21 protein-coding genes are annotated in these 20,836 nt (G+C 66.1%); 6 read left to right on the top strand and 15 right to left on the bottom strand.

Translation table 11 applies throughout. The features are described 5' to 3' along the window. Positions 1–25 precede the first annotated feature (25 nt). Entirely contained in the window at positions 26–709 is a 684-nt protein-coding gene (locus tag ABFP37_RS16840; RefSeq protein WP_078027061.1) for a response regulator transcription factor, read from the top strand. Further along, a complete protein-coding gene (locus tag ABFP37_RS16835; protein ID WP_347034250.1) occupies positions 706–2,157 on the top strand; it encodes an ATP-binding protein in 1,452 nt (483 codons plus the stop codon). The genes ABFP37_RS16840 and ABFP37_RS16835 overlap by 4 nt, the downstream gene beginning before the upstream one ends. Positions 2,158–2,172: 15 nt before the next feature. Here ABFP37_RS16835 and ABFP37_RS16830 read toward each other — a convergent pair whose 3' ends face one another. The 3 genes from ABFP37_RS16830 to ABFP37_RS16820 all read right to left on the bottom strand — a co-directional run bounded on the left by ABFP37_RS16830 (position 2,173) and on the right by ABFP37_RS16820 (position 5,756). Next, positions 2,173–2,973 carry an IclR family transcriptional regulator gene (locus ABFP37_RS16830; protein WP_347034249.1) on the bottom strand — a complete coding sequence of 267 codons (801 nt, stop codon included), beginning with the start codon at positions 2,971–2,973 and terminating at the stop codon, positions 2,173–2,175. An 89-nt stretch (positions 2,974–3,062) separates the two neighbouring features. Continuing rightward, positions 3,063–4,319 carry an aminopeptidase P family protein gene (locus ABFP37_RS16825; RefSeq protein ID WP_347034248.1) on the bottom strand — a complete coding sequence of 419 codons (1,257 nt, stop codon included), beginning with the start codon at positions 4,317–4,319 and terminating at the stop codon, positions 3,063–3,065. Positions 4,320–4,412: 93 nt separating this feature from the next. Continuing rightward, positions 4,413–5,756 (bottom strand): MFS transporter, encoded by a 1,344-nt coding sequence (locus ABFP37_RS16820; RefSeq protein WP_347034247.1) that lies wholly within the window; start codon positions 5,754–5,756, stop codon positions 4,413–4,415. Between the two features lie 513 nt (positions 5,757–6,269). On the opposite strand from ABFP37_RS16820, the gene ABFP37_RS16815 reads away from it, so the two are divergent. Genes ABFP37_RS16815 through ABFP37_RS16805 form a run of 3 tightly spaced genes read left to right on the top strand, consistent with a single transcriptional unit; the run spans position 6,270 to position 8,309 of the window. Beyond that, positions 6,270–6,545: a hypothetical protein gene (locus tag ABFP37_RS16815; RefSeq protein WP_347034246.1), complete on the top strand. Its 276-nt coding sequence runs from the start codon at positions 6,270–6,272 to the stop codon at positions 6,543–6,545. A 58-nt stretch (positions 6,546–6,603) separates the two neighbouring features. Then, positions 6,604–7,692, top strand: coding sequence for an S-(hydroxymethyl)mycothiol dehydrogenase (locus tag ABFP37_RS16810; protein ID WP_078027065.1), 1,089 nt, complete (start codon positions 6,604–6,606; stop codon positions 7,690–7,692). After that, complete coding sequence (locus tag ABFP37_RS16805; protein ID WP_347034245.1) at positions 7,689–8,309, top strand: MBL fold metallo-hydrolase; 621 nt, start codon at positions 7,689–7,691, stop codon at positions 8,307–8,309. Before ABFP37_RS16810 ends, ABFP37_RS16805 begins: the two co-directional genes overlap by 4 nt. A gap of 293 nt (positions 8,310–8,602) precedes the next feature. Here the strand turns inward: ABFP37_RS16805 and ABFP37_RS16800 are convergent, their stop codons facing one another. The 12 genes from ABFP37_RS16800 to ABFP37_RS16745 form a co-directional block, all read right to left on the bottom strand. Next, entirely contained in the window at positions 8,603–10,093 is a 1,491-nt protein-coding gene (locus ABFP37_RS16800; protein ID WP_347034244.1) for an aldehyde dehydrogenase family protein, read from the bottom strand. Between the two features lie 39 nt (positions 10,094–10,132). Beyond that, entirely contained in the window at positions 10,133–11,584 is a 1,452-nt protein-coding gene (locus ABFP37_RS16795; RefSeq protein ID WP_347034243.1) for an FAD-dependent oxidoreductase, read from the bottom strand. Continuing rightward, positions 11,581–11,892: a (2Fe-2S)-binding protein gene (locus ABFP37_RS16790; RefSeq protein ID WP_347034242.1), complete on the bottom strand. Its 312-nt coding sequence runs from the start codon at positions 11,890–11,892 to the stop codon at positions 11,581–11,583. Before ABFP37_RS16790 ends, ABFP37_RS16795 begins: the two co-directional genes overlap by 4 nt. Then, the gene (locus ABFP37_RS16785) at positions 11,889–13,073 is read right to left on the bottom strand and encodes an FAD-dependent oxidoreductase (protein ID WP_347034241.1); all 1,185 of its coding nucleotides are present in this window, start codon (positions 13,071–13,073) and stop codon (positions 11,889–11,891) included. Before ABFP37_RS16785 ends, ABFP37_RS16790 begins: the two co-directional genes overlap by 4 nt. Beyond that, positions 13,070–13,795, bottom strand: coding sequence for a GntR family transcriptional regulator (locus ABFP37_RS16780; protein WP_078027069.1), 726 nt, complete (start codon positions 13,793–13,795; stop codon positions 13,070–13,072). Before ABFP37_RS16780 ends, ABFP37_RS16785 begins: the two co-directional genes overlap by 4 nt. Continuing rightward, positions 13,792–14,754 (bottom strand): hypothetical protein, encoded by a 963-nt coding sequence (locus ABFP37_RS16775; protein ID WP_347034240.1) that lies wholly within the window; start codon positions 14,752–14,754, stop codon positions 13,792–13,794. Before ABFP37_RS16775 ends, ABFP37_RS16780 begins: the two co-directional genes overlap by 4 nt. Further along, the gene (locus tag ABFP37_RS16770; RefSeq protein ID WP_347034239.1) at positions 14,751–15,752 is read right to left on the bottom strand and encodes a proline racemase family protein; all 1,002 of its coding nucleotides are present in this window, start codon (positions 15,750–15,752) and stop codon (positions 14,751–14,753) included. Before ABFP37_RS16770 ends, ABFP37_RS16775 begins: the two co-directional genes overlap by 4 nt. A gap of 290 nt (positions 15,753–16,042) precedes the next feature. Continuing rightward, entirely contained in the window at positions 16,043–16,948 is a 906-nt protein-coding gene (locus ABFP37_RS16765; RefSeq protein ID WP_078027072.1) for a dihydrodipicolinate synthase family protein, read from the bottom strand. 167 nt (positions 16,949–17,115) lie between these two features. Next, entirely contained in the window at positions 17,116–17,988 is an 873-nt protein-coding gene (locus ABFP37_RS16760) for an ABC transporter substrate-binding protein (protein ID WP_347034238.1), read from the bottom strand. 46 nt (positions 17,989–18,034) lie between these two features. Next, complete coding sequence (locus tag ABFP37_RS16755) at positions 18,035–18,688, bottom strand: amino acid ABC transporter permease (RefSeq protein WP_078027074.1); 654 nt, start codon at positions 18,686–18,688, stop codon at positions 18,035–18,037. Next, complete coding sequence (locus ABFP37_RS16750; protein ID WP_078027075.1) at positions 18,685–19,329, bottom strand: amino acid ABC transporter permease; 645 nt, start codon at positions 19,327–19,329, stop codon at positions 18,685–18,687. The genes ABFP37_RS16755 and ABFP37_RS16750 overlap by 4 nt, the downstream gene beginning before the upstream one ends. A gap of 1 nt (position 19,330) precedes the next feature. Further along, positions 19,331–20,116 carry an amino acid ABC transporter ATP-binding protein gene (locus tag ABFP37_RS16745; RefSeq protein WP_347034237.1) on the bottom strand — a complete coding sequence of 262 codons (786 nt, stop codon included), beginning with the start codon at positions 20,114–20,116 and terminating at the stop codon, positions 19,331–19,333. A gap of 313 nt (positions 20,117–20,429) precedes the next feature. Between ABFP37_RS16745 and ABFP37_RS16740 the strand changes: the two genes are divergently transcribed. Beyond that, positions 20,430–20,750 carry a hypothetical protein gene (locus ABFP37_RS16740; protein WP_347034236.1) on the top strand — a complete coding sequence of 107 codons (321 nt, stop codon included), beginning with the start codon at positions 20,430–20,432 and terminating at the stop codon, positions 20,748–20,750. Positions 20,751–20,836 lie beyond the last annotated feature (86 nt).

Below are 20,836 nucleotides of genomic sequence, written 5' to 3'. Positions count from 1 at the left end.
CGTCCCTGCAGGAACATAATCGGGTATGCAGATCCTGGTTGTTGAAGACGATGAATCAGTGGCCGCCGGCGTGCTGGAGGGCCTGACCCGGGCCGGGTTCCAAGCTAGCCACGTTGGCGACGGCGCGGCAGCCTTGGCTGAAGTCCGCTCGTCCAGCCCGGATTTTGTGCTCCTGGACCTCGGACTGCCGGACATGGACGGCACAGACGTCTGCCGGGCCATCCGGGCCCTGACGCTGATTCCGATCATCGTTGTCAGCGCCCGCGACGAGGAAATCGACCGGGTGCTGGCCCTGGAGCTGGGAGCGGACGACTATCTCGTCAAGCCCTTCGGGATGCGGGAGCTCATCGCCAGGATCCGGGCAGTCGCGCGGCGCACGGCTGATCCGGCGGCTGACGGCCATCCTCCGGCTGAAGGCGCCAGAGTCATCGGACCGCTGAGCATCGACCAGCGGTCCCGGCGAGTGCTCGTGGACGGCTCGGAAATCCACCTGACCGTCAAGGAATTCGACCTCCTCTACTACCTGGCGGAAGACCCGGGCGCGGTGTGCCAGCGCAGCGATATCCTGCGCGCGGTGTGGGACGGCACCTGGTACGGAACCACCAAGACCCTGGATGCCCACGTGGCCGCGATCCGCAAGAAGCTCGGGAATCCGCGCTGGATCGAGGCGGTGCGCGGCGTCGGATTCAGACTGGACGTTCCCGGATGAGATGGCGCCTGATCGCCGCCTTCATGGTGGTCACCCTGCTGGTGGTGCTGGTGCAGGACATCCCGCTGGGCAACTACCTTGCCCGGGTTGAACGTGACAGGCTCACCACGTCCTTGGAACGGGACGCCTTCCTGCTGGGCGGAAGAACAGGGCAAATCCTTGAGGCGGGCAATCGATTGCCCCCCGACGTGGCAGGCGCCGTCCGCGACTACGGCCACGCCAGCGGGGCCAGGGTGGTGATCGTTGATCCCGCCGGCACCGCCGTGGCAACCTCCGACGATGATCAATCCTCCACCGGCGCCTCCTACATCTCCCGCCCGGAAATTTCCGCCGCGCTGAACGGGCAGATCACCTCCGGGCAGCGGCACTCGGACACCCTGGGCTTTGATCTCGTGTACGTCACCGTTCCGGTCCTCAGCGGCGAGAAGATCACCGGCGCCGTCCGACTGACCTACCCGGCGTCCGTGGTGGACGACAGGGTGGCCGGCCAACTGCAGGTGATGTGGGCCGTCGCGGCGACAACCGTGGTGCTCGCCGGCTTGCTGGCCTATCTGATGGCCGGCGCCGTCACGCGGAGGATCGAGCGGCTGCAGAAGGCCACGGAACTGCTGGCCGAAGGCAACCTGGCCGCGCGCACCGAGGAGGACGAGGGCGCTCCGGAGCTGCGCGCCCTCGCCGGATCCTTCAACCGCATGGCCGACAGGCTGGAACACCTGCTCCATCTGCAGAGGGGCTTCGCCAGCGATGCGTCCCACCAGCTCCGCACCCCGCTGACCGGGCTGAGGCTGCGGCTCGAGAACGCCGTCGACGCCATTGGCAACGATCCGGACGGTGCGCGCGTCATGGTGGCCGACTCCCTGGAGGAGACGTACCGGCTGCAGCGGATCATTGACGGACTGCTCCTCCTCAGCCGGGCGGACAGCCGCGAGGTGGAGCTGGCGCAGGTTGACCTCAGCGGGGTTGCCCGGAGCCGGGTGGAGCAGTGGGAAGCGCTCGCCGAAGAGACCGGAGTGCGCATCGCGCTGGAGGCCGTGGCCGAGGCCAACATCACGGCGATGCCGGGGGCAGCCGAACAGATCATCGACAACCTCATCGACAATGCCCTGGCCGTGGTGCCGCCGGACTCGGTGATCCGCGTGGCTGTCAGGCCGGACGGGGCGTCCGCCGGGTTTGAACTGCATGTCATCGACCAGGGTCCGGGGCTCTCGGCGGAAGACCGCCAGCGGGCCTTCAACCGCTTTTGGCGCGGACCGGGGACATCGCCGGGAAGCGGCCTGGGGCTGGCTATCGTCCAGCAGCTTGCCGCCGCCAGCGGAGCAGTTGCATCGCTGGAGCCGCGGGCCGACGCCGCACCGGGGGCCGGTAACGCACAGGGCGCCGAAGGCCGGGCCGGCGGAGGCCCCGGGCTCGACGCAGTGGTGAAGTTCAAGGCGGCGGCCCGTGCGTGACCTTTGCCGGTCATATTACGGAGTGTCGCCGCCCAACCGCGTGGTCACCCGGCGGGCCGCCGCACGGCAGGATTCACCGAGGCTCTGCAGTGTGTCCGGTGAGACCCGGAACCGGGGTGCCGGGATGAGGACCGCCGCCGCAATGTCGCCGCGGTGGTCATAGACGGGCGCGGCAACTCCCACTTCATCGAGTGAGGACTCGCCGTAGTTGATGGCCCAGCCGCGCTCGCGGACGTCGCCCAGCCGGTCCAGGTAAGCCTCGAGGCTGGTCTCATCCAGGCCCGGATAGCTGATGGCGCCGCTGCGCAGCAGGACGCGGACGCGCTCGGCTGGCTCGGCGGCGAGAAAGACCTGCACGGAGGCGCTCAAGGCGTCGTGATAGCGGGCGCCCAGCGGGGTGGTGTGTTTGATCTGATGGTGGCTGGGTATCTGTTCCACACACATGGACTCGGAGCCGTTCCACACCATGAGGGCGCTGGTTTCGCCCGTCTGTTCGGCCAGTTCACGCAGCACGGGATAGGCGACGCGCCGCTCTTCCAGTTCCGCCAGCAGCGGCCCGGCCACCGCGATCAGGCCGAGGCCAAGGCGGAACCGGCGGGTTTCCGTGTCACGTTCCACCAGGTGCTCCTGTTCGAATGTGGCCAGGATCCGGGAGACGGTGCTCTTATGCAGGCCCACCCGGTTGGCGATCTCCGTGACTCCGAGCAGCGGCTCGTCCGCGGTGAAACTTCGCAGGACGGCGATGGCGTTGACTATGACGGACGTGCCTTTGGCATCGCCGTTGCCGCTGGTGTCGGGAGCTTCTGCTGAGGTCATGGTGTTCACCATCATTCCGCATGAGGGCAGGAAAGCGGCGCCACGGCTGACGTGGCACCGCTTTCCGGCAGAGGCAAACGGGGGTGCCGCTATGCCCCGATGATGTTGTATTCCGGACCGAACGGGAACTTGGTGATGTTCTCCGCGCCGTCGTCGCCGACCACCAGGATGTCGTGCTCGCGGTAGCCGCCGGCACCGGGCTGCCCGTCCAGGACCGTGATCATCGGTTCCATCGAAACCACCATGCCGGGCTCAAGGACGGTGTCGATGTCCTCGCGGAGCTCCAGCCCGGCTTCGCGGCCGTAGTAGTGGCTGAGGACGCCGAAGGAGTGGCCGTAGCCGAAGGTGCGGTTGGCCAGGAGGCCGTGGGACACGTAGATCTCGTTCAGTTCGGCCGCGATGTCCTTGCAGACGGCGCCGGGCTTGATGAGTTCGAGGCCGCGCTTGTGGACTTCCACGTTGATGTTCCACAGTTCCAGCGAGCGGGCATCCGGTTCGCCGTAGAACAGGGTGCGTTCCAGGGCGGTGTAGTAGCCGGAGGTCATGGGGAAGCAGTTCAGCGACAGGATGTCGTGTTCCTGGATCTTGCGGGTGGTGGCCCAGTTGTGTGCGCCGTCCGTGTTGATGCCGGACTGGAACCAGACCCAGGTGTCGCGGATCTCCGAGTCCGGGAAGGTGCGGGCGATCTCGTGCACCATCGCCTCCGTCCCGATCAGCGCCACCTCGTACTCGGTGATGCCGGCAGTGATGGCGTTGCGGATGGCCTCGCCGCCGAGGTCGCCGATCCGGGCGCCGTGCTTGATCACTTCGATCTCCTCGGCGGACTTGACCATCCGCTGGCGCATCGCGGCCTGGGCCACGTCCACCAGGGTCGCCGACTCGAAGGCGGCCTGGATCTTGTTGCGGTTGTCCAGCGGCAGGGAGTCGTCCTCGACACCAAGCCGGCGGACGCTGATGCCGCGGGTGCGCAGCACTTCCTGGATGGCGTGGATGTAGTTGTCCCGGCGCCAGTCCGTGTACACCAGGTTGTCGCCGAAGCTGCGGCGCCAGGGCATCCCGGCGTCGATGTTTGCGGTGACGGTGACCGTGTCCTCCTTGGTGACCACCATGGCGTAGGAGCGGCCGAAGTAGGTGAACAGGAAGTCGGAGTAGTACTTGATCGAGTGGTAGCTGGTCAGCACGACGGCGTCGAGTTCCTTCTCGGCCATGATGCGGCGCAGGCCGGCCAGCCGGCGTTCGAACTCCGTGTCGGAGAATGTCAGCCGGACTTTTTCGCCGTTGTTGAGGACCTTCAGGCGGTCCAGCTTGGCGACATCGTTGACGGCCTCGGTTTCGATGGTGGTCATGGGTTTGTACCTTTCTTTGGTGCTGAATTGAGTGAGGAAAGTGTGTGGTGTACCCGCGGAGGCGGGCTGAGGGGCGGCGTCCCGGACGTGCGGTCATTCCTGCCGGAGTGGCTTCTTGGAGGTCTCGGTGGCGAACAGGACTGCGACCAGCGAGACGACGGAGGCCGCTACCAGGTACCAGCCCGGGGCCACCTTGCTCTGGGTAAGGCCGATGAGCAGCGTGGCCATGAACGGGGCCGTGCCGCCGAAGAGCGCATTGGAGAGGTTGAAGCTCACGGCGAACCCGGTGTAGCGGACACGGGTGGGGAAGAGCTCCGCGAGGAAGCTCGGGAGGGTGCCGTCGTTGAGCGTCAGCATGCCGCCGAGCAAGATCTGGACCAGGACGATGACCAGGAAATTGCCGGTATCCAGCAGCATGAAGGCCGGGACCGTCAGCACGATGAAGAGCAGCGAGGCGGTGATCAGCATGCGCCTGCGGCCGAACCTGTCCGAAGCGATGCCTGTCAGGAAGATGAAGCCGATGTAGCTGGCCAGGGCGATGGTGGTGGCCAGGAAGGACTCCGCCGCGCCGAAGCCGAGTTCCTCCGAGAGGTACGTCGGCATGTAGCTGAGGATCACGTAGAACCCGACCGCGTTGAGGAGGACCGCACCGGTGGCAATGATCAGCTGCTTGCGGTAGGTCCGGAACATGGCGAAGACCGGCGTCTTCACGGTGTGGTCTTCGGCAGCGAGGGCCTGGAACGCAGGAGTGTCCTCGAGCTTGGTGCGGATGTAGCGGCCGATCAGGCCCATGGGCGCCGCCAGCAGGAAGGGCAGACGCCAGCCCCACTCATGCAGCTGCTCAGTGGTGAGGACGGTGCTGAGGAGCGCCGCAATCAGGGAGCCAAGCAGTAGGCCCGCCGCGGTGCTGGCGGGCACGACGGCGGCATAGAGGCCGCGCTTGTTGGCAGGTGCGTACTCCACCAGGAAGGCGGATGCGCCGGCGTATTCCCCGGCGGCGGAGAAGCCCTGGACGATCCTGACCAGGAGGAGAAGGACCGGCGCCATCACTCCGATGCTGGTGTATCCCGGGATCAGTGCGATGCAGAACGTCGATAGGGACATGATGACGATGGAGAGCGACAGGGCCTTCCGCCGGCCCAGCCGATCACCGATGTGGCCCCAGACGAATCCGCCGAGGGGGCGGACAAAGAATGACACCGCGAAGACGCCGAACGTGGCCAGCAGGGCTGCCTGCCGATCGGCCTCCGGGAAGAACACCGACGAGATGGTCGCGGCGAGATAGCCGTAGACGGCGTAGTCGAACCATTCGACGAAATTGCCGATGAAGCTGGCGGTGACCACCCTGCGTCGGGTTTCCCGGCTGACGCCGCTGCCCGCCTCGGGGCTGACCCCTCCCGCAAACGCGGCGGGGGGGGAGGAAGTTTCGTTACTCATGTATCCACCAAAGTGTCTGGGGTTGCATTCAATGCAACGCTGTTGCACCAGATTAGGCGTGACATGCGCCACAGTCAATACTTTTGGGACGATAGCCCGTGATTTTGGCGCGAAAGGGTCGGGGCGGCGCGCTCGATCGCGGGTCAGGGCTGACCGACGAATTCGTTGCATCCAGTGGAGTGTCGTTGCGGTAACACTGCCCCGACCGTGCGCCGGGGGCGGGCTGCAGGCGCCGCATCCTGGCGGTCTATTGACACCACTTTGTGACGGCTGTCATATTTCCAGTACGCACTATGTGCACCGTGTTGTGTAATACGCAATTGACGGGAACGTCAATTGCCCAAGGTGCACCCGCCAGCTTCTCGATCAAGGCACGGTCGGGCGCTCCCGCGCCGGATCCGCACGACGTACAAGGAGACTTCGCACCATGACAGAGACCAACTACGACTACGTCATCGTCGGCGGGGGAAGCGCCGGTTCGGTGCTTGCCACCCGGGCCGGAAGACGCCCACCGTGGCGGGCATCGTCATCGCCGTCATTCCGCTGATCGTCAACGTTTCACAGCCGGCGATCTTCACCATCCTCTCCAGCATCAGCATCGTGCTGATCTACCTGTCCTACCTCCAGTGGGGCGGAGTTATCTTTGTCGGCACGGTGGTGATCGGCGGGGCGCTGCTCTACCGCCTGCGGATCAGGCACCGGACCGGGGTCCTGGCCGAACACGCAGCCGCGGCGGTTGTGCCGCAGGAGGTCCCCGTCGGGGATTTCGAACCTCAACGGGTCAGCTAGATTGGCAACGGGTGCCGTTGCATCGAGTCCGAAGGACTGACGAAAGGAACACCAGCTCATGGTTCACAAAGTAAAAGCGGTCATTGCCAGGGAAAAGAACGCCCCGGTCTCGGTGGAGACCATTCTGGTGCCGGATCCGGGCCCGGGCGAGGCACTGGTGGACATCCTCACCTGCGGCGTCTGCCACACGGACCTGCACTACAAGCAGGGCGGCATCACCGACGATTTCCCCATCCTGCTCGGCCATGAGGCCACCGGCGTGGTCAGCGCCGTCGGCCCCGACGTCACCGACGTGGCTCCCGGCGACCGCGTCATCCTGAACTGGCGCGCGGTCTGCGGCCAGTGCCGGGCCTGCGCCAAGGGCAAGCCGCAGTACTGCTTCAACACCCACAACGCCACCCAGAAGATGACCCTGGAGGACGGCACGGAACTGTCGCCCGCACTGGGGATCGGCGCCTTCGCCGAGAAGACGCTCGTTGCCGCCGGGCAGTGCACCAAGGTGGACGAGGACGCCGACGCGGCCGCCGTCGGGCTCCTGGGCTGCGGCGTGATGGCCGGAATCGGGGCCGCCATCAACACGGGCGAGGTCCAGCGCGGCGAATCCGTGGCCGTCATCGGCTGCGGCGGCGTGGGCATTGCCGCCATTGCGGGCGCCAAGCTGGCCGGAGCCACCACGATCATCGCCGTGGACATCGATGACAACAAGATCGAGATGGCCAAGTCACTCGGCGCCACCCACGGCGTGAACTCCCGCGCCACGGATCCGGTCGATGCCATCCGCGAACTCACCAACGGCTTCGGCGCCGACCTCGTCATCGACGCGGTGGGACGTCCCGAGACGTACAAGCAGGCGTTCTACGCGAGGGACCTCGCCGGCCGCGTGGTGCTGGTGGGCGTGCCCACCCCCGAGATGCAGCTCGAACTGCCCCTGCTGGATGTCTTTGGCCGCGGCGGCTCGCTGAAGTCCTCCTGGTACGGGGACTGCCTGCCCTCCCGGGACTTCCCGATGCTGGTCCAGCATTACAAGCAGGGCAACCTCAACCTCGACGCCTTCGTGTCCGAACGCATCACCATCGACCAGGTGGAAGAAGCCTTCGCCAAGATGCACGAGGGCAAGGTCCTCCGTTCGGTGGTTGAAATCGCATGAGCATCACCATCGAGAACCTCGTCACCTCCGGCACCTTTTCCCTCGACGGCGGCACCTGGGATGTGGACAACAACGTCTGGATCGTGGGCAACGACGACGAATGCGTGATCATCGATTCCCCGCACGACGCCGCAGCGATCATCAGCCAGGTCCGCGGCCGGAAGGTCCTGGCCATCCTGCTCACGCACGCGCACAACGATCACATCGGCGCGGCCCGCGCCGTGGCGGACGCCGTGAACGCCCCCATCCACCTCCACCCGGAGGACCTGGTGCTGTGGGAACAGGTCTACCCGGACATCAAACCCGATAAGTACCTTGCTGACGGGGACGTGTTCCAGGTGGGCGGGGCGACCCTCAAGGCCATCCACACCCCCGGCCACTCGCCGGGCTCCATCTGCTTCCTCCTGGCGGAGGAAGGAACGGTGTTCACCGGAGACACGCTCTTCAACGGCGGCCCGGGCGCCACCGGACGGTCCTACAGCGATTACCCCACCATCGTGGCCTCGATCCGGGAACGGCTGCTGACGCTTCCCGCCGAGACGGTGGTCCGCACCGGGCACGGCGACAACACCACCATCGGCGCGGAACGGGAGACACTGGCCCGCGTTGAGCAATGAGCGCCGGCCGGTGACCGCACCGCCCTGCTGACCCTGTTTGACCACAGAACGACGGCGACACTCCGGCAAGTCCGGAGTGTCGCCGTCGTTTTTTGGCAAAAAGGGTCAGGACGGCCGAATTGGGCAAATCCTCCGGCCAGCGAGAATCCACCAGTAGGGGTCGTCCGTTCCTAGACGTCGGGTGAGTATCTGTTGATCGGACTCTTGGACGGGAAACCGGCGGCTCACCTGAGTGCGGCCCTCCGGAGCGGATCGCACGCCACCGCCAAGCCAGGAGATTCCCTGCACCCACATCAGCGGCCACCCTCGGGCCGGCCGTTCATGAGGCGCGGAACTGCCAGGGGATTGTCGTCGCGGAGTGCCTCCGGCAGCAGGTGCTGCGGGAAGCCCTGGTAGGCGACCGGGCGCAGGAAGCGTGCAATAGCCGTCGTGCCCACCGAGGTGCTTCCCACAGCGGTGGTCGCCGGGTAGGGTCCGCCGTGCTGTTGTGCGTACGTCACGGCGACACCCGTTGGCCACTGGTTCCAGACCACCCGCCCGGCCTTGCGGGCAAGCACCTCCACCAGCGCCTCTACCTGGCAGGAGTCCGTTCCGTGGATCGTGGCGGTCAGCTGCCCCTCGAAAGTCTCGGCAAGCTCGGGAAGCTGGGACTCGTCGTCGTACGTCACCACGACGGCGGTGGGCCCGAAGCATTCGGTTTGGAGGGCATGCGGCTCGGCGAGCATGTCGGCCGCGGTGGTGAGCAGGAGTGTGGGACCTGGCGGATCGGCCAAGGGGCCTGCTCCCTGTGCCAGTACCTCAAGGCGGTGATTGGACTGCAGGCCCTGCAGCACCTCGGTATATCCGGACTGGATCCGCTCGTTGAGCAGCGGCGCGGCTGGCGGCAGAGCGGCGTCGCGCAGGGCCTCCACCAGCCCGGACCGGGCTGGGACGAACAATGTACCGGGCTTCGTGCAGAATTGTCCGGCCCCGAGCGTGAAGGAGTTGACGAAGCCCTCGGCTATCTCCGCGCAGCGTTCAGCGGCCGCGGCCTCGGTGACGAAGGCCGGGTTGTTGCTGCCCAGTTCACCGAAGAAGGGGATCGGTTCGGGCCGGGAACTGGCGATGTCGAAGAGGGCGCGTCCGCCGGGGATGGAACCCGTGAATGCGCCGGCTTTGACCCTTGGGTCGCGCAGGGCCGCAGCTCCGGCGGCGGTCCCCGCAATGAGCGCGAACGTGCCGTCGGGAGCGCCTGCCTCGCCGAGTGCCGAGACGACGACCTCCGCCGTCAGCCGGGACAGCCCGGGATGGCCGGAGTGGGCTTTGAGTAGTACGGGGCTGCCCGCGGCAAGCGCCGACGCGGTGTCTCCGCCGGCCACGGAGAACGCGAAAGGGAAGTTGCTGGCGGCGAACACCACCACAGGCCCCACGGGCACGAGCACGCGCCGCAGCTCTGGCCGCGGGGCGCCCATCGGCCAGTCGGCGTCGGCATGGTCGATGCGGGCGTCAAGGTAGCCGCCGTCGCGCAGTGCTTCGCCGAAGAGGCGCAGCTGGAAGGTGGTGCGCTTCAGCTCGCCGCGGAGCCGCACCTCGGGCAGGTGGGTCTCCCGTCCGGCCACGGGAACGAGCTGGTCGGCGGCAGCATCCAAAGCGTCGGCGACGGCGTCGAGCAGCTCGGCGCGCTCGGCGGGACGGAGGGCGGCCAGTGCTGCCGCAGCCGTCTGGGCCGCTGCCAGCAGTTGTTCCAATTCGGCGTCGGTAGTCGGCGGCAGTACTACGGCGGTGGTCTGGGCGATCGCGGTCATGCGCGGTCTCCTTTCGGGAGGCAGTTCAGATGGGTAAGTTCAGTTGTCCGTAGTTTCAATCGCGGCAAGTTCGCCGATGCCCACTGGCGCGGCCAAAGGTCGCTTTGCAGAGCCGGACAGGCTTTCAGCGGTGGGCGTAGCGCCCGGGCCGGCCCCAATGCAGGCGGCGGCGAAGCCGCACACCCGGCCTTGGCACCAGCCCATTCCAGCGCGGGTGAACGACTTGAGTGTCCGGACGTCGCGGGCTCCCAGGCTCTCCCGGGCGTCGGTGATCTGGCAGGCTGTGACTTCCTCGCAGCGGCACACGATCGTCTCGGGGACGAGCCAGTCCTGCCAGGCTGCAGGCACGGGGTGCGCCCGGTGCATGGCCTCGGCGAAACGCCGGTGCCGCGTGGCGGTTTTCTCCGGCAAAACGGTCCCGCCCGCCGCAGCAGTGCCCGCCGCGAGGCCCTCAAGCACGGCCAATGTTGCCCCGCCGACGCCGGTGACCTCACCCGCAAGAAACAGGCCCGGGACACTGGACTGCTGGCGCTCATCGACGACGCCGACCAGCGACCCGTCCGCATCGAGCCGAGTCTGGATGCCGAAGGACAGAGGCAGTTCCATCTGCGGCGTGAAGCCCCAACCGAAGCCGACCACGTCCACGTCCTCGTACACACGCTCGGTGCCGGGCAGCACCCGCCCGTCGGCGTCGACTCTGGCCGTCCTTACGCCGGAAACGTGATCCGTTCCGAGGACCTCGGTGACGATGCTGCGCGTGCGGTACGGAATCCGGTGCCGGGCGAAGACAGCCGCATACTCCGCGCCCTCAAGGACTTTCTCCGGCACTCCCGCCGCGGCACGCAGATGCGGCAGCCAGGCGGTCGGGGAGGAGGACTCAAGCACCGCGAGGACCTTGCCGCCGGCCTCGGCGATATTCGCGGCAACGGGGAGCAGGAAAGGACCGGTCCCAGCAATCACGAAGCGTTTCCCGGGAAGCATTCCGTTGGCCTTGATGAAGGCCTGGATGCCGCCGGCAGCCATCCCACCGGGAAGGTCCCAGCCGGGAACCGGAAGCTGGCGGTCGTAGCCGCCGGGACACAGGACAAGACGGCGCGCGACGACGATTTTGGTACCCACGCTTGCCTCTAAAGCAGCCGCTGCGACGGTAGGCGTCGTGCGCAAGGTGAAGCCGGCGTCGTCCCCTTGAGCTGGATGGATTTGCTGCGACATCCAGACCTGGAGCCCGGGAAGGTAGGTGATCCGCCCGCGGCCGCGCGCGGCGTCGAACCTCGCACGGAGGTCGAGGTAGCTCTTCCATCCGTGGTGCCCACGGCCATCCTGTTCCGGCACCACGGTCTCGGGCCGGTGTCGCCAGAACTGGCCGCCCGGTTGGGCGCCCGCGTCCACGAGCACGACGGCGGCTCCGGACTCGGCGGCTGCGACTGCCGCGGCCAGCCCCGCCGGCCCGGCGCCCACGACGGCGACGTCTGCGCTGACGATGGGCGTCATGCTCGTCCTCCCTGATCCGCGCAAGAACCCTCGATCTCCATGCCCTCCTGCACCTCGACGAGGCAGGCACGCTGATTCGCTTCGCCGTCGACCGTTACGAGGCAGTCGAAGCAGACGCCGATGCCGCAGAAAAGTCCGCGGGGACGCGCGTTCTTGCGCGTGCTGCGCCAGGCGGTGATGCCGTTGGAGACCAGGGCAGCGCCGACGTTTTGTCCTGGTACCGCGGCCAGTGGACGGCCGTCGAAGCTCACGTTGACCGCACCCGGCGTGTTGAACGGCCAGGTCTCTCCTGATGAATGGGTGCTCATGCTGTGGCCTCCTCTCGGTGAGTTGTGCTGTTTTCCTTTCGCTCGCCGAAGCGGGCCGGCGCGAAGGGGGAAAGGTCAAGGTCCGGGGCCTGGCCGGAGAGCGCCTGGGCAAGGAGCTTGCCGGTCCCGGCGGAGAGGCCGATTCCGGCGCCCTCATGGCCGGCGGCATGCCACAGCCCGGGGGCGCGATCGTCGTGGCCTATCACCGGAAGGTGGTCCGGGCAGTACGGGCGGAATCCGTGGTAGTGGCGGATGGCCTTGACGTGCTCAAGGAAGGGGAACAGTGCGACGGCGTTGCCCGCCAGGAGCCTAAGGGCGTTGGTGCTCACGGTGCGGTCGAAACCGACGCGTTCGCGCGTTGAGCCGATGAGAACAGTGCCGCTGGGAGTGCCCTCGACGACCGGCGAGGCCTGGAGTCCGGCGTCGGAACTGCCGACGTTATCGATGTATTCGGCTGCATAGACCTTGTGGTGAACCATGGGCGGTAGTGGTTCCGTGACCATGACGAAGCCGCGGCGGGGGAGGACCGGGACGTTGACCCCGGCCAGCGCGGCGAGTTCGCCGGCCCACGTACCAGTGCAGTTCACCACAGAACCGGCGGAGAAGTCACCGCGAGGTGTCCTCACACCCGTGATGCGGTCTCCGCTCCGGACGAAGCCAGTGACGGGGGTGTCGGCGACGAAACGGGCCCCTGCGTCGGTTGCCAGCCGAACCAGATGTGCGGCGACCAGCATTGGTTGGACCTGGCAGTCTTCGGGGTAGCTCGCCCCGCCCAAGGCGTCAGGGGTGATGTTCGGTTCGGCGTTCCGCAGGGCGTCCGGGTCCAGCTTCTCCACCGCAACGCCGTAACTGGCTTGCGCAGCCATCACACGGTTGAGGGATGCCAGGCTGCTTTCCCGGGAGGCGACGATAATGCCGCCCTTGGACTCGAATTCCCAAAGCCGCTTATGCTCAGCGAGGTCGCCGTGCCAGACGCCAAGGGAGTAGCGGGTTAGTTCGAGTTCGGGACCGAGTTCCTTGTCCGAGACAAGGATGTTTCCTTCGCAGGCGGAAGACGTGCCGCTGGCGGGGAGCCCCTTGTCCAGGACAGTGACGGTGAGACCCTGCTGAGTTGCGAAATAAGCAGTGGCGGCGCCGATAACCCCGGCGCCAATGACGAGCACATCGCTCGCTGGGTTCATGTCTGTTGCTCCTGTGGTTTCTCGTTCTCGCCCGTGGCCCAGAGACCGCGGGCGTGGCCAATGTGGCGGCGCATGAATTCCTGAGCCGCTGGCCCATCACCGGCTTCGATGAGGTCGAGCAATTCGTGGTGTTCCTGGGCGGAATCGGCCAAGCGGTTGCTGTCGCTCAGGATCTTAAGGCCGTACATCCGGGTACGGGAACGAAGGCTGGTAGCCAACTCAACGAGCTGGTTGTTGCCGGCGTACCGCAAAAGCTCGGCGTGGAATATGCGGTCCGAGGCAAGGTAGGCAGTGAGGTCGCCTTCCCGCGCGGCGTCCACGATGTCGTCCGCCATGGAGCGCAGCACCTTGATACCCGACGGCGGGACCGCCCCGGCCACGTCGCCAACAACAGGCGGCTCGAGGAGCAGGCGGATTTCCGTGAGCTCGTCCAGTTCGCGGTCGCTCATGGCGGTGATGCGGAAGCCTTTGTTCTTCAGTGTTTCCACCAGGCCTTCACGGGCCAGATCCATCATGGCCTCGCGGACCGGTGTGGCCGAGACGCCAAAAGCCGCGGCAAGTGCGGGGGCGGAATACAGGGTGCCTTCCGTTAACGTGCCGGCGATGATCGCTGCGCGCAGGGACTCGGTGACGGACTCGCGGAGGCTGTGCTGGCGGCCGAGCGGCGCGATCGGTAGCTGGTTGTTGGTTGGCACGTTAAGCACTCCTTGTGCGGATTTCATGTTCGGGTGCCTCCTTCATACACCACGGCAGCGGTGGCGAGGTCTTCCCATGCCATGCCCACCCCTGCGTACAGGCAGGGCTTGCCTGGGGAGCGCTCAAACTCTCCTTTGACCAGGTCCAGGAGGTTGGCGGGACGGATCGCTTCCCATTCCTCCGCGCTGCGTGCGGGTATCAGGTCCCCGGCCTCGCGTAGTGCCGAGGCGCGTCCCTCCACCACGACGTCGCTGCGCAGCACAAGGCCGGCGTCGACTTCACGGGCGTCCAAGCCGTGCTGGCCTACAGCGGCCACCACGGCACCAGGGGCAACCAAACCGCCGTCGAACAGGGGCGTACGGGAGGAGGTTGCGCAGATCACCACATCGGCGTCGGGCACCTCGCTTTGATTGCCCGGGCGGACTTCGATGCCCTCGTCGGCCAGCTGCCCGATCAGCGCTGCCACCCGCTCGGGGCGCCGGCCGACGACGGCGAAGCCCGCCTCCGGGAGCACGGCGTGCGCCGCGCGGAGGTGGTTGAGCGCTTGGACGCCAGTGCCGAACACGAGCACGCGGCTTCTTTCGGTGCTTTCGTGCCTTCGGGGAGCGCCCTCGGGGGCCGAAGCCAGGATGTGTTTGACGGCCAGTAGCGTGGTGGCCGGCGTTCGGATGGCCGTGAGTTCGTTGCCGTCCATTGTGGCCAGCGGCGCCAACGTGTCCGAATCGAAGAGGATGTAAACCCCTTGGATCTTTTCGAGCCCCCGTACCGGGTTGGCAGGGGCTACGGTGAGCGCCTTGAGACCGCTGTAGCGCTGGCCTGATGCGGGCATGAGCAGGAACTCGCCGTTCGGTGCGGGGCTGAACAACCGTGGACTGTCGTCCTCCGGGTCTACGCCGTTCAGGAGCGCGCGCTCAAGGGCCGCGATCGCCGTCGTCCAAGGGGCGGCGGCTCGCACCGCCGTCGAATCGAAGTAGTGAAGGCTCACAGCAGGAACCCCGCGGGGAACGGGTCGGTGGGATCCAGGAAATATTGCGCGGTGCCGGTAAGCCAGGCCCGGCCGGTGACGGTAGGGACGACAGCTGGACGGCCGGCCACCTCCGTTTCCTCAACCAAGCGGCCGATGAAACGGGAACCGATGTAGGACTCGTTGACGAAGTCGGTGCCCAGGGCCAGTTCGCCGCGCCCGTGCAACTGCGCCATCCGGGCGCTCGTGCCAGTACCGCACGGGGAGCGGTCGAACCAGCCCGGGTGGATGGCCATCGCGTGCCGGGAGTGCTCGGCCGTCGAGCCGGGCGCCTTGAGATAGACGTGGTGGCAGCCACGGATATCGTCGCGCTCGGGGTGGACGGGCTCATCCGTGGCATTGATCGCCTCCATGATCGCCAATCCGGCCTTGAGCAGGTCGTCCTTGCGCTCGCGCTCGAACGGCAAATCAAGGCTGTCCAGGTCCACGATCGCGTAGAAGTTCCCGCCGAATGCCAGATCGTACGGAACGGCACCGAACCCAGGAACTTCCACCTTGGCATCGAGGCGGTCCACGAAGGAGGGGACGTTGCGGATGGTCACGGACTCGGCATGACCGTCCTTGACGGCGACCTGCGCGACCACCAGGCCGGCGGGGGTGTCGAGCCGCACGGTGGTAACCGGTTCAACAACCTCCACCATGCCGGTCTCCACCAGGACGGTTGCGACGCCGATGGCGCCGTGGCCGCACATCGGCAGGAGACCGGACACCTCGATGAAGAGCACCCCGAAGTCCGCGTCCGGCCGCGTCGATGGCTGGAGGATCGCCCCGCTCATCGACGCGTGGCCGCGCGGTTCGGTCATGAGTAAGGTGCGGATCCAGTCGCTGTTCTCCATGAACCACAGGCGGCGCTCGGCCATGGTGGCGCCGGGGATCGTCCCGATGCCGCCGGTGATGACTCGCGTGGGCATGCCTTCGGTATGCGAGTCCACGGCGTGGAAGATGCGGCTGGTTCTCATGCTTTCCTTCTCCTCTTGTTGGGGCTGGTTTGGCGGGATTTCGGCGGCTCCGCTGGGCTTCGCCGGGCAACGGCCCTTCGGCGTCGCTTAGACACAGCCGACAGGCGTCACTTCGGTCGCTGGGCGACCTTCGTGACGCGGTCGGCCGCGATGCGCTCCTTTCCGAAGGTCCGCGGCCCGGCTTGTGCGTCTGTCACCGGCCGCTTAGGTCCGCGGCCCGTCTAGTGGGTCTGTCACCGGACGCTTAGGTCCAGATTCGGATCCGGCCTGCCCGTAACCAACCCTTTTGTTTACTTGTAGCCCTTGGCGAGGGCTGCTTCGGTGTCGCGGACGACGGCGTTCCGCACGTCTGGGGCGAGCGGTCCGCGCGGCGGGCGGCAGGCGCCGCCACGGAGGCCAACGACGTCCATGGACAGCTTGATGGACTGGACGAATTCCGTCTTGCTGTCCCAGCGAAGCAAGGAGTGCAGGTCGCGGTAGATTTCCCGGGCCCGCTCAAGGTCTGCGACGTCGCCGGAGGTGGAGAGCCGGTAGAGCTCGAGGGTGGATTCAGGAATTGCGTTCGGGTAGCCCGCCACCCAGCCGACGGCACCTGCCAGGCCCATTTCGACGACGGTATCGTCCGTTCCGATGAGGAGGTCCACCTCCGGAGCGAGTTCTTTGATCTCGTAGGCCCGGCGGACGTCACCAGTGAACTCCTTGACGCCGACAATGAGGCCTTCACCGTGGAGGCGGGCGATGAGCTGCGGAGTCAGGTCCACTTTGGTGTCGATGGGGTTGTTGTAGGCCACGATCGGCAGCCCGACGGCGGCCGCGCGGCGAAAGTGGTCCACCACCTCGTCGTCGTTGGCGCGGTAGGCGTTCGGGGGAAGCAGCATGAGCGCCTTGGCGCCGGCCTCGGCGGCCTGCTCTGCCCACTTCTGCGTCTGCAGCCCGCCGTAGGCGCCCACGCCGGCCATGACGGTGAAGCCCTCAGGCGCGGCCTCGACCGCAGTCGTGATCACGCGGGCGCGCTCTTCTTCGCTCAGCGTCTGGTACTCGCCCAGCGAGCCGTTGGGGGCTACGCCGTCGCAGCCTGCGTTGGCCAGGAAACGGACATGCTCAGCGTAGGCGTCGTAGTCGATGCTGAGATCGTCCTTGAACGGCAGCGCTGTGGCGACGAGTACGCCGTGCCAGGCCTTGCGGGTTTCAGTCATTGTGGGTCCTTTCGGTGGGGCACACGCGGCGCCGTCATTGTGCTGCCGTGAGCTACCTCACAGCCTAATCTACCATGTGACATTGCACAGGTGGTTGGAATGGGTGCCGGGCCGCAGCCCGGCACCCGGGGTTGCTGACTTGCGTCAGCTGGAAGGAGCAGGGCGGGCTAGCTTGCGGGAACTACGTACTGCTTTTCGGCGACCTTCCCGAGTCCTTCGGACAGCCCGGCGCCGGTCAGGAGCTTGGTGATGGTGCCATCCGCGCGCTGTGCGGTGATGCCGGCGTCGAGTGCCTCCTGCAGGCTCTTGTTGCCCTTGGTCATCGGGAACGCGGCTTCGGGTGCGTGGGCGATTGCCCCGACGCGCGCGTCCGGCTTCTCGTTCGCGAGCGAAACCTTGACGCCGGCGGCGCCCTTGAACTGAAGCACCTGCACGCCGTAAGCGTCGACGTCGGCGTCCAGGCGGCCGGCGTCGAAATCCGCCTTGAGCTCGACGCTGCTGGGATAGGTGACGAGCCTGTCGCCCAGGATCTTCTTGAGGTCCTCAACCCACAGGTAGCCGTCGATCGTGCCGACCTTGTTCATCTTTTCAAGATCCGAAACGGTGGTGGCGCCCGACTTGGAAACGATGCCCATGCCGTCGAGGTAGGTGGAGGCGGAGAAGTCGACAGCCTTGAGGCGCTTCTCGGTTGCGTCGATGGTGCCCACCGCGAGGTCGATGTTGCCGCCCGAGATCGACTGCACGGCATCTGCGTAGGTGGCTTGCTGGTAGGCGGGTTCGAGGCACTCGTCCTTCGCAATATTGCTGACGATCGCGATGTCTATGCCGTTGGGCTTGCCGCTGTTGAAGCTGCTGAACGGCGGGATGTCGATGACGCCCACCGTGAGCTTGCCCGGTGCGACGGTCTGGATGCCGGGGTGCTTCGGAGTGCATGAGGCGGTGCTTGCGTCCGAGGATCCGCCGCAGGCTGTCAGGGCGAGGCTGAGGGCGATCGCGCTGGTAGTCAGGATGCCGGCGCCTTTGAGTCGGTGGGTATTCATGGTTCCTCCTGTGTTGTTGGGGGTGCTGCAGGATGTGGTGGAGCGGTCAGGTGTGGCGGGCCATGCGCTTCTCGAAGAAGACGGTGATCCACGTGGCCGGCATCGAAATGACGGCGTAGCAGAGGCCTGCGAGGGTGAAGATCTGCAGATAGTTGAAGTCCTGGCTGCCGATGTTGTACGCCGTCTTCATCAGCTCGGGGACGGCGATTCCGTATGCCAGGGACGTGCCTTGGAACATCTGGATCGCGACTCCCATGAGCCCGGGGATCGCCGACCTCATGCCTTGCGGCATGACGACCCGGAAGAAGGTGTCGCGCTGCGACAAGCCAAGGGCATTGGAAGCCTCAAGCTGTCCGCGGGCCACCGATTGGAGCCCTGCCCGCATGATCTCGCTCGAGTACGCCGCTGAGTTCCACGTGAGGGCGAGGCAGGCGGCAGTGATGCTCTCGAACGCGATCCCGAACTTCGGCAAGCCATAGTAGAAGAGGTAGAGGATCACCAGGGCCGGTGCGCCGCGGCCAATTTCGACGACGGCGAGTCCCAGCGTGCGGACGGCCAGGTTCTTCGCGGTGACCATGAGGCTGAGTACCAGGCCCAACGGATAGCCGAAGAAGATCGAGATGCCGGCGATCAGGAGGCTGACACCGAGGCCGGCCATCATCTGCGGGAGGTAGCCCGCCCATTCTGTTAGCCAGGTCATGCGTAGATGGCCTTCCTCATGCGGGAGTCGAGTCGACGGGACAAGTACGCGATCGGCAAGCTGAGCACGATGTAAAGGACGCCCACGATGATGTAGGGCAGGATCCCCTCCACCGTGGGGTGTTGCCGGGCGAAGGCCTGGGACTGGAAGACCATCTCGGTGACGATGATCGTCGACGCGATCGAGGAGTCCTTGAGCAGGCCGGTCAGATAGGTGGCGATCGAGGGGGAGATGATGCGGAAGGCCTGCGGGACCATCACGCCGTAGAACGTGGTCCCGCGGGTCAGTCCGAGGGCATGCGCTGCCTCGCCTTGGCCGCGCGGAACGGACTGTAGCCCGCCGCGGTAGATTTCGGCGAGATAGGCGATGGAGACAACGCCCAGGCCGACTATTGCGGCGCCGACGGGGTTGAACTTGAACGTGCCGATCTGGATGCCGAACTTGAGCAGGAAAAGCCAAACGATGATCGGGACTCCGCGGACCAGGTCCACGAAGAGCCGCGACACCAGCCGCGCAAGAAGGTTCGACGACGACAAGCCCACTGCCAGGGGAACGGCGCCCACGATGCCGATGGCGAACGCTGATAGCGTCAGCATGATCGTCATAGGCAGTCCCTGAAGTACTGCTGAAAGGGCGTCCATATCAGCGCTCCAGCACGGCCCGGAGGAAGCGGCGGGTGCGGGCTTCCTTGGGGTCGCTCATGATGGCGCGCGGATCGCCCTGCTCGATGATCTTGCAATCGGCCATGACGACGAGCGTGTCCGAGACGTCCCGGGCGAACTGCATTTCATGGGTGACCACGATCATCGTCATACCGTCCGCGGCCAGTTCGCGCATCACGGCCAGGACTTCGAGCCCCACCTCGGGGTCCAGGGCCGATGTCGGCTCGTCGAAGAGCATGATGGCCGGATCGAGGGCAAGGGCCCGGGCGATGGCGATGCGCTGCTGCTGGCCGCCGGAGCACTTCCCCGGATGCTGGTCCGCCTTCTCCTTGAGGCCCACCCTCTCCAGCAGCTGCCTCGACCGTGCGTCGGCCTCTTCCTTGGTGCGTCCCAGGACCTTCTGCTGGGGGAAGCTGATGTTCTTCAAGGCGGACATGTGCGGAAACAGGTTGAAGGACTGGAACACCATGCCCACTGTGCGCCGCAGGGCCGCAAGGTCGCGGCTGTTGACATCCTTGCCGGGCTCGATGGTGTGCTGGTCTACCTGGATGGTGCCGGAATCGGGGCGCTCCAGCAGGTTGATGCATCTTAGGAATGTGCTTTTACCGGCACCTGAGGGTCCGATGAGAGCCGTGACCGTCCCCGGTTCAACGTGCAGGGATACGTCGTCGAGGACGGTGTGTTCGCCGTAGCGCTTCGAAATGTTGTCTAGCTTGATACCCAGACGAGGTGCGAGCTTACCGTCTGCGATTTCTGAAAGGGTCATAGCGATCTTCCATGTGGGGGCCAAGAGCCGTCGATCGATGTGGGCTATGTCACGTGATATGTGAAATGGTACATGGCACACTCAGCCAAGGGAAGACCTAAATTTCGGCAGCCGCAGCCCTGCTGACCCTGTTTGACCACAGAACGACGGCGACACCCCAGCAAGTCCGGAGTGTCGCCGTCGTTTTTTTGGCAAAAAGGGTCAGGACGGCGGAATTGGGCAAATCCTTGGACCGCCTTGACCGGAAGTTGAGGCATCCCCGCAACACTCGAACAAACGGTTCCGAAATTGGTGTGTTGGGGGATGTGCACGCATGAGAAGAATTCAAGCCGGGCGGACGCTGCTGGCAGTGGTGTCGGGCAGCCGCGAGCTCCTGGTCCAAGGCCCGGAACTCAAACGGCGGGCAGTTCACTGCGTGCGGCACTCGTGGAAGGTTCATGCCCTCTCCAAGGCATTGACCGCGGCCCTGGCCGACTCCCGTGAGGCATCCGCCTGGCCCGGCCAGCGTCTCCCGGTCAGCCTCCAGATCTCCGAACAGGTCGAGGTGCTCACGCAGCGGATTCAGGCCGAGACAGAGGCGGCCGCGGCCAGCTATGCCGCCCTCCGAAACCTCTGCCGCCCGCTCCCAGTGTGACTGAGCCTGCTGACCCCTGTTGGACCCCACGACGACGGCGACACCCCGGTAAGTCCGGAGTGTCGCCGTCGATGTGTGGCAGAGAG

The organism is Burkholderia sp. RS01 (assembly GCF_039748055.1).
Taxonomy (GTDB): domain Bacteria; phylum Actinomycetota; class Actinomycetes; order Actinomycetales; family Micrococcaceae; genus Arthrobacter.
Note: the sequence above shows the minus strand (reverse complement) of the source record. Positions and strands in the feature narration are given on the sequence as shown.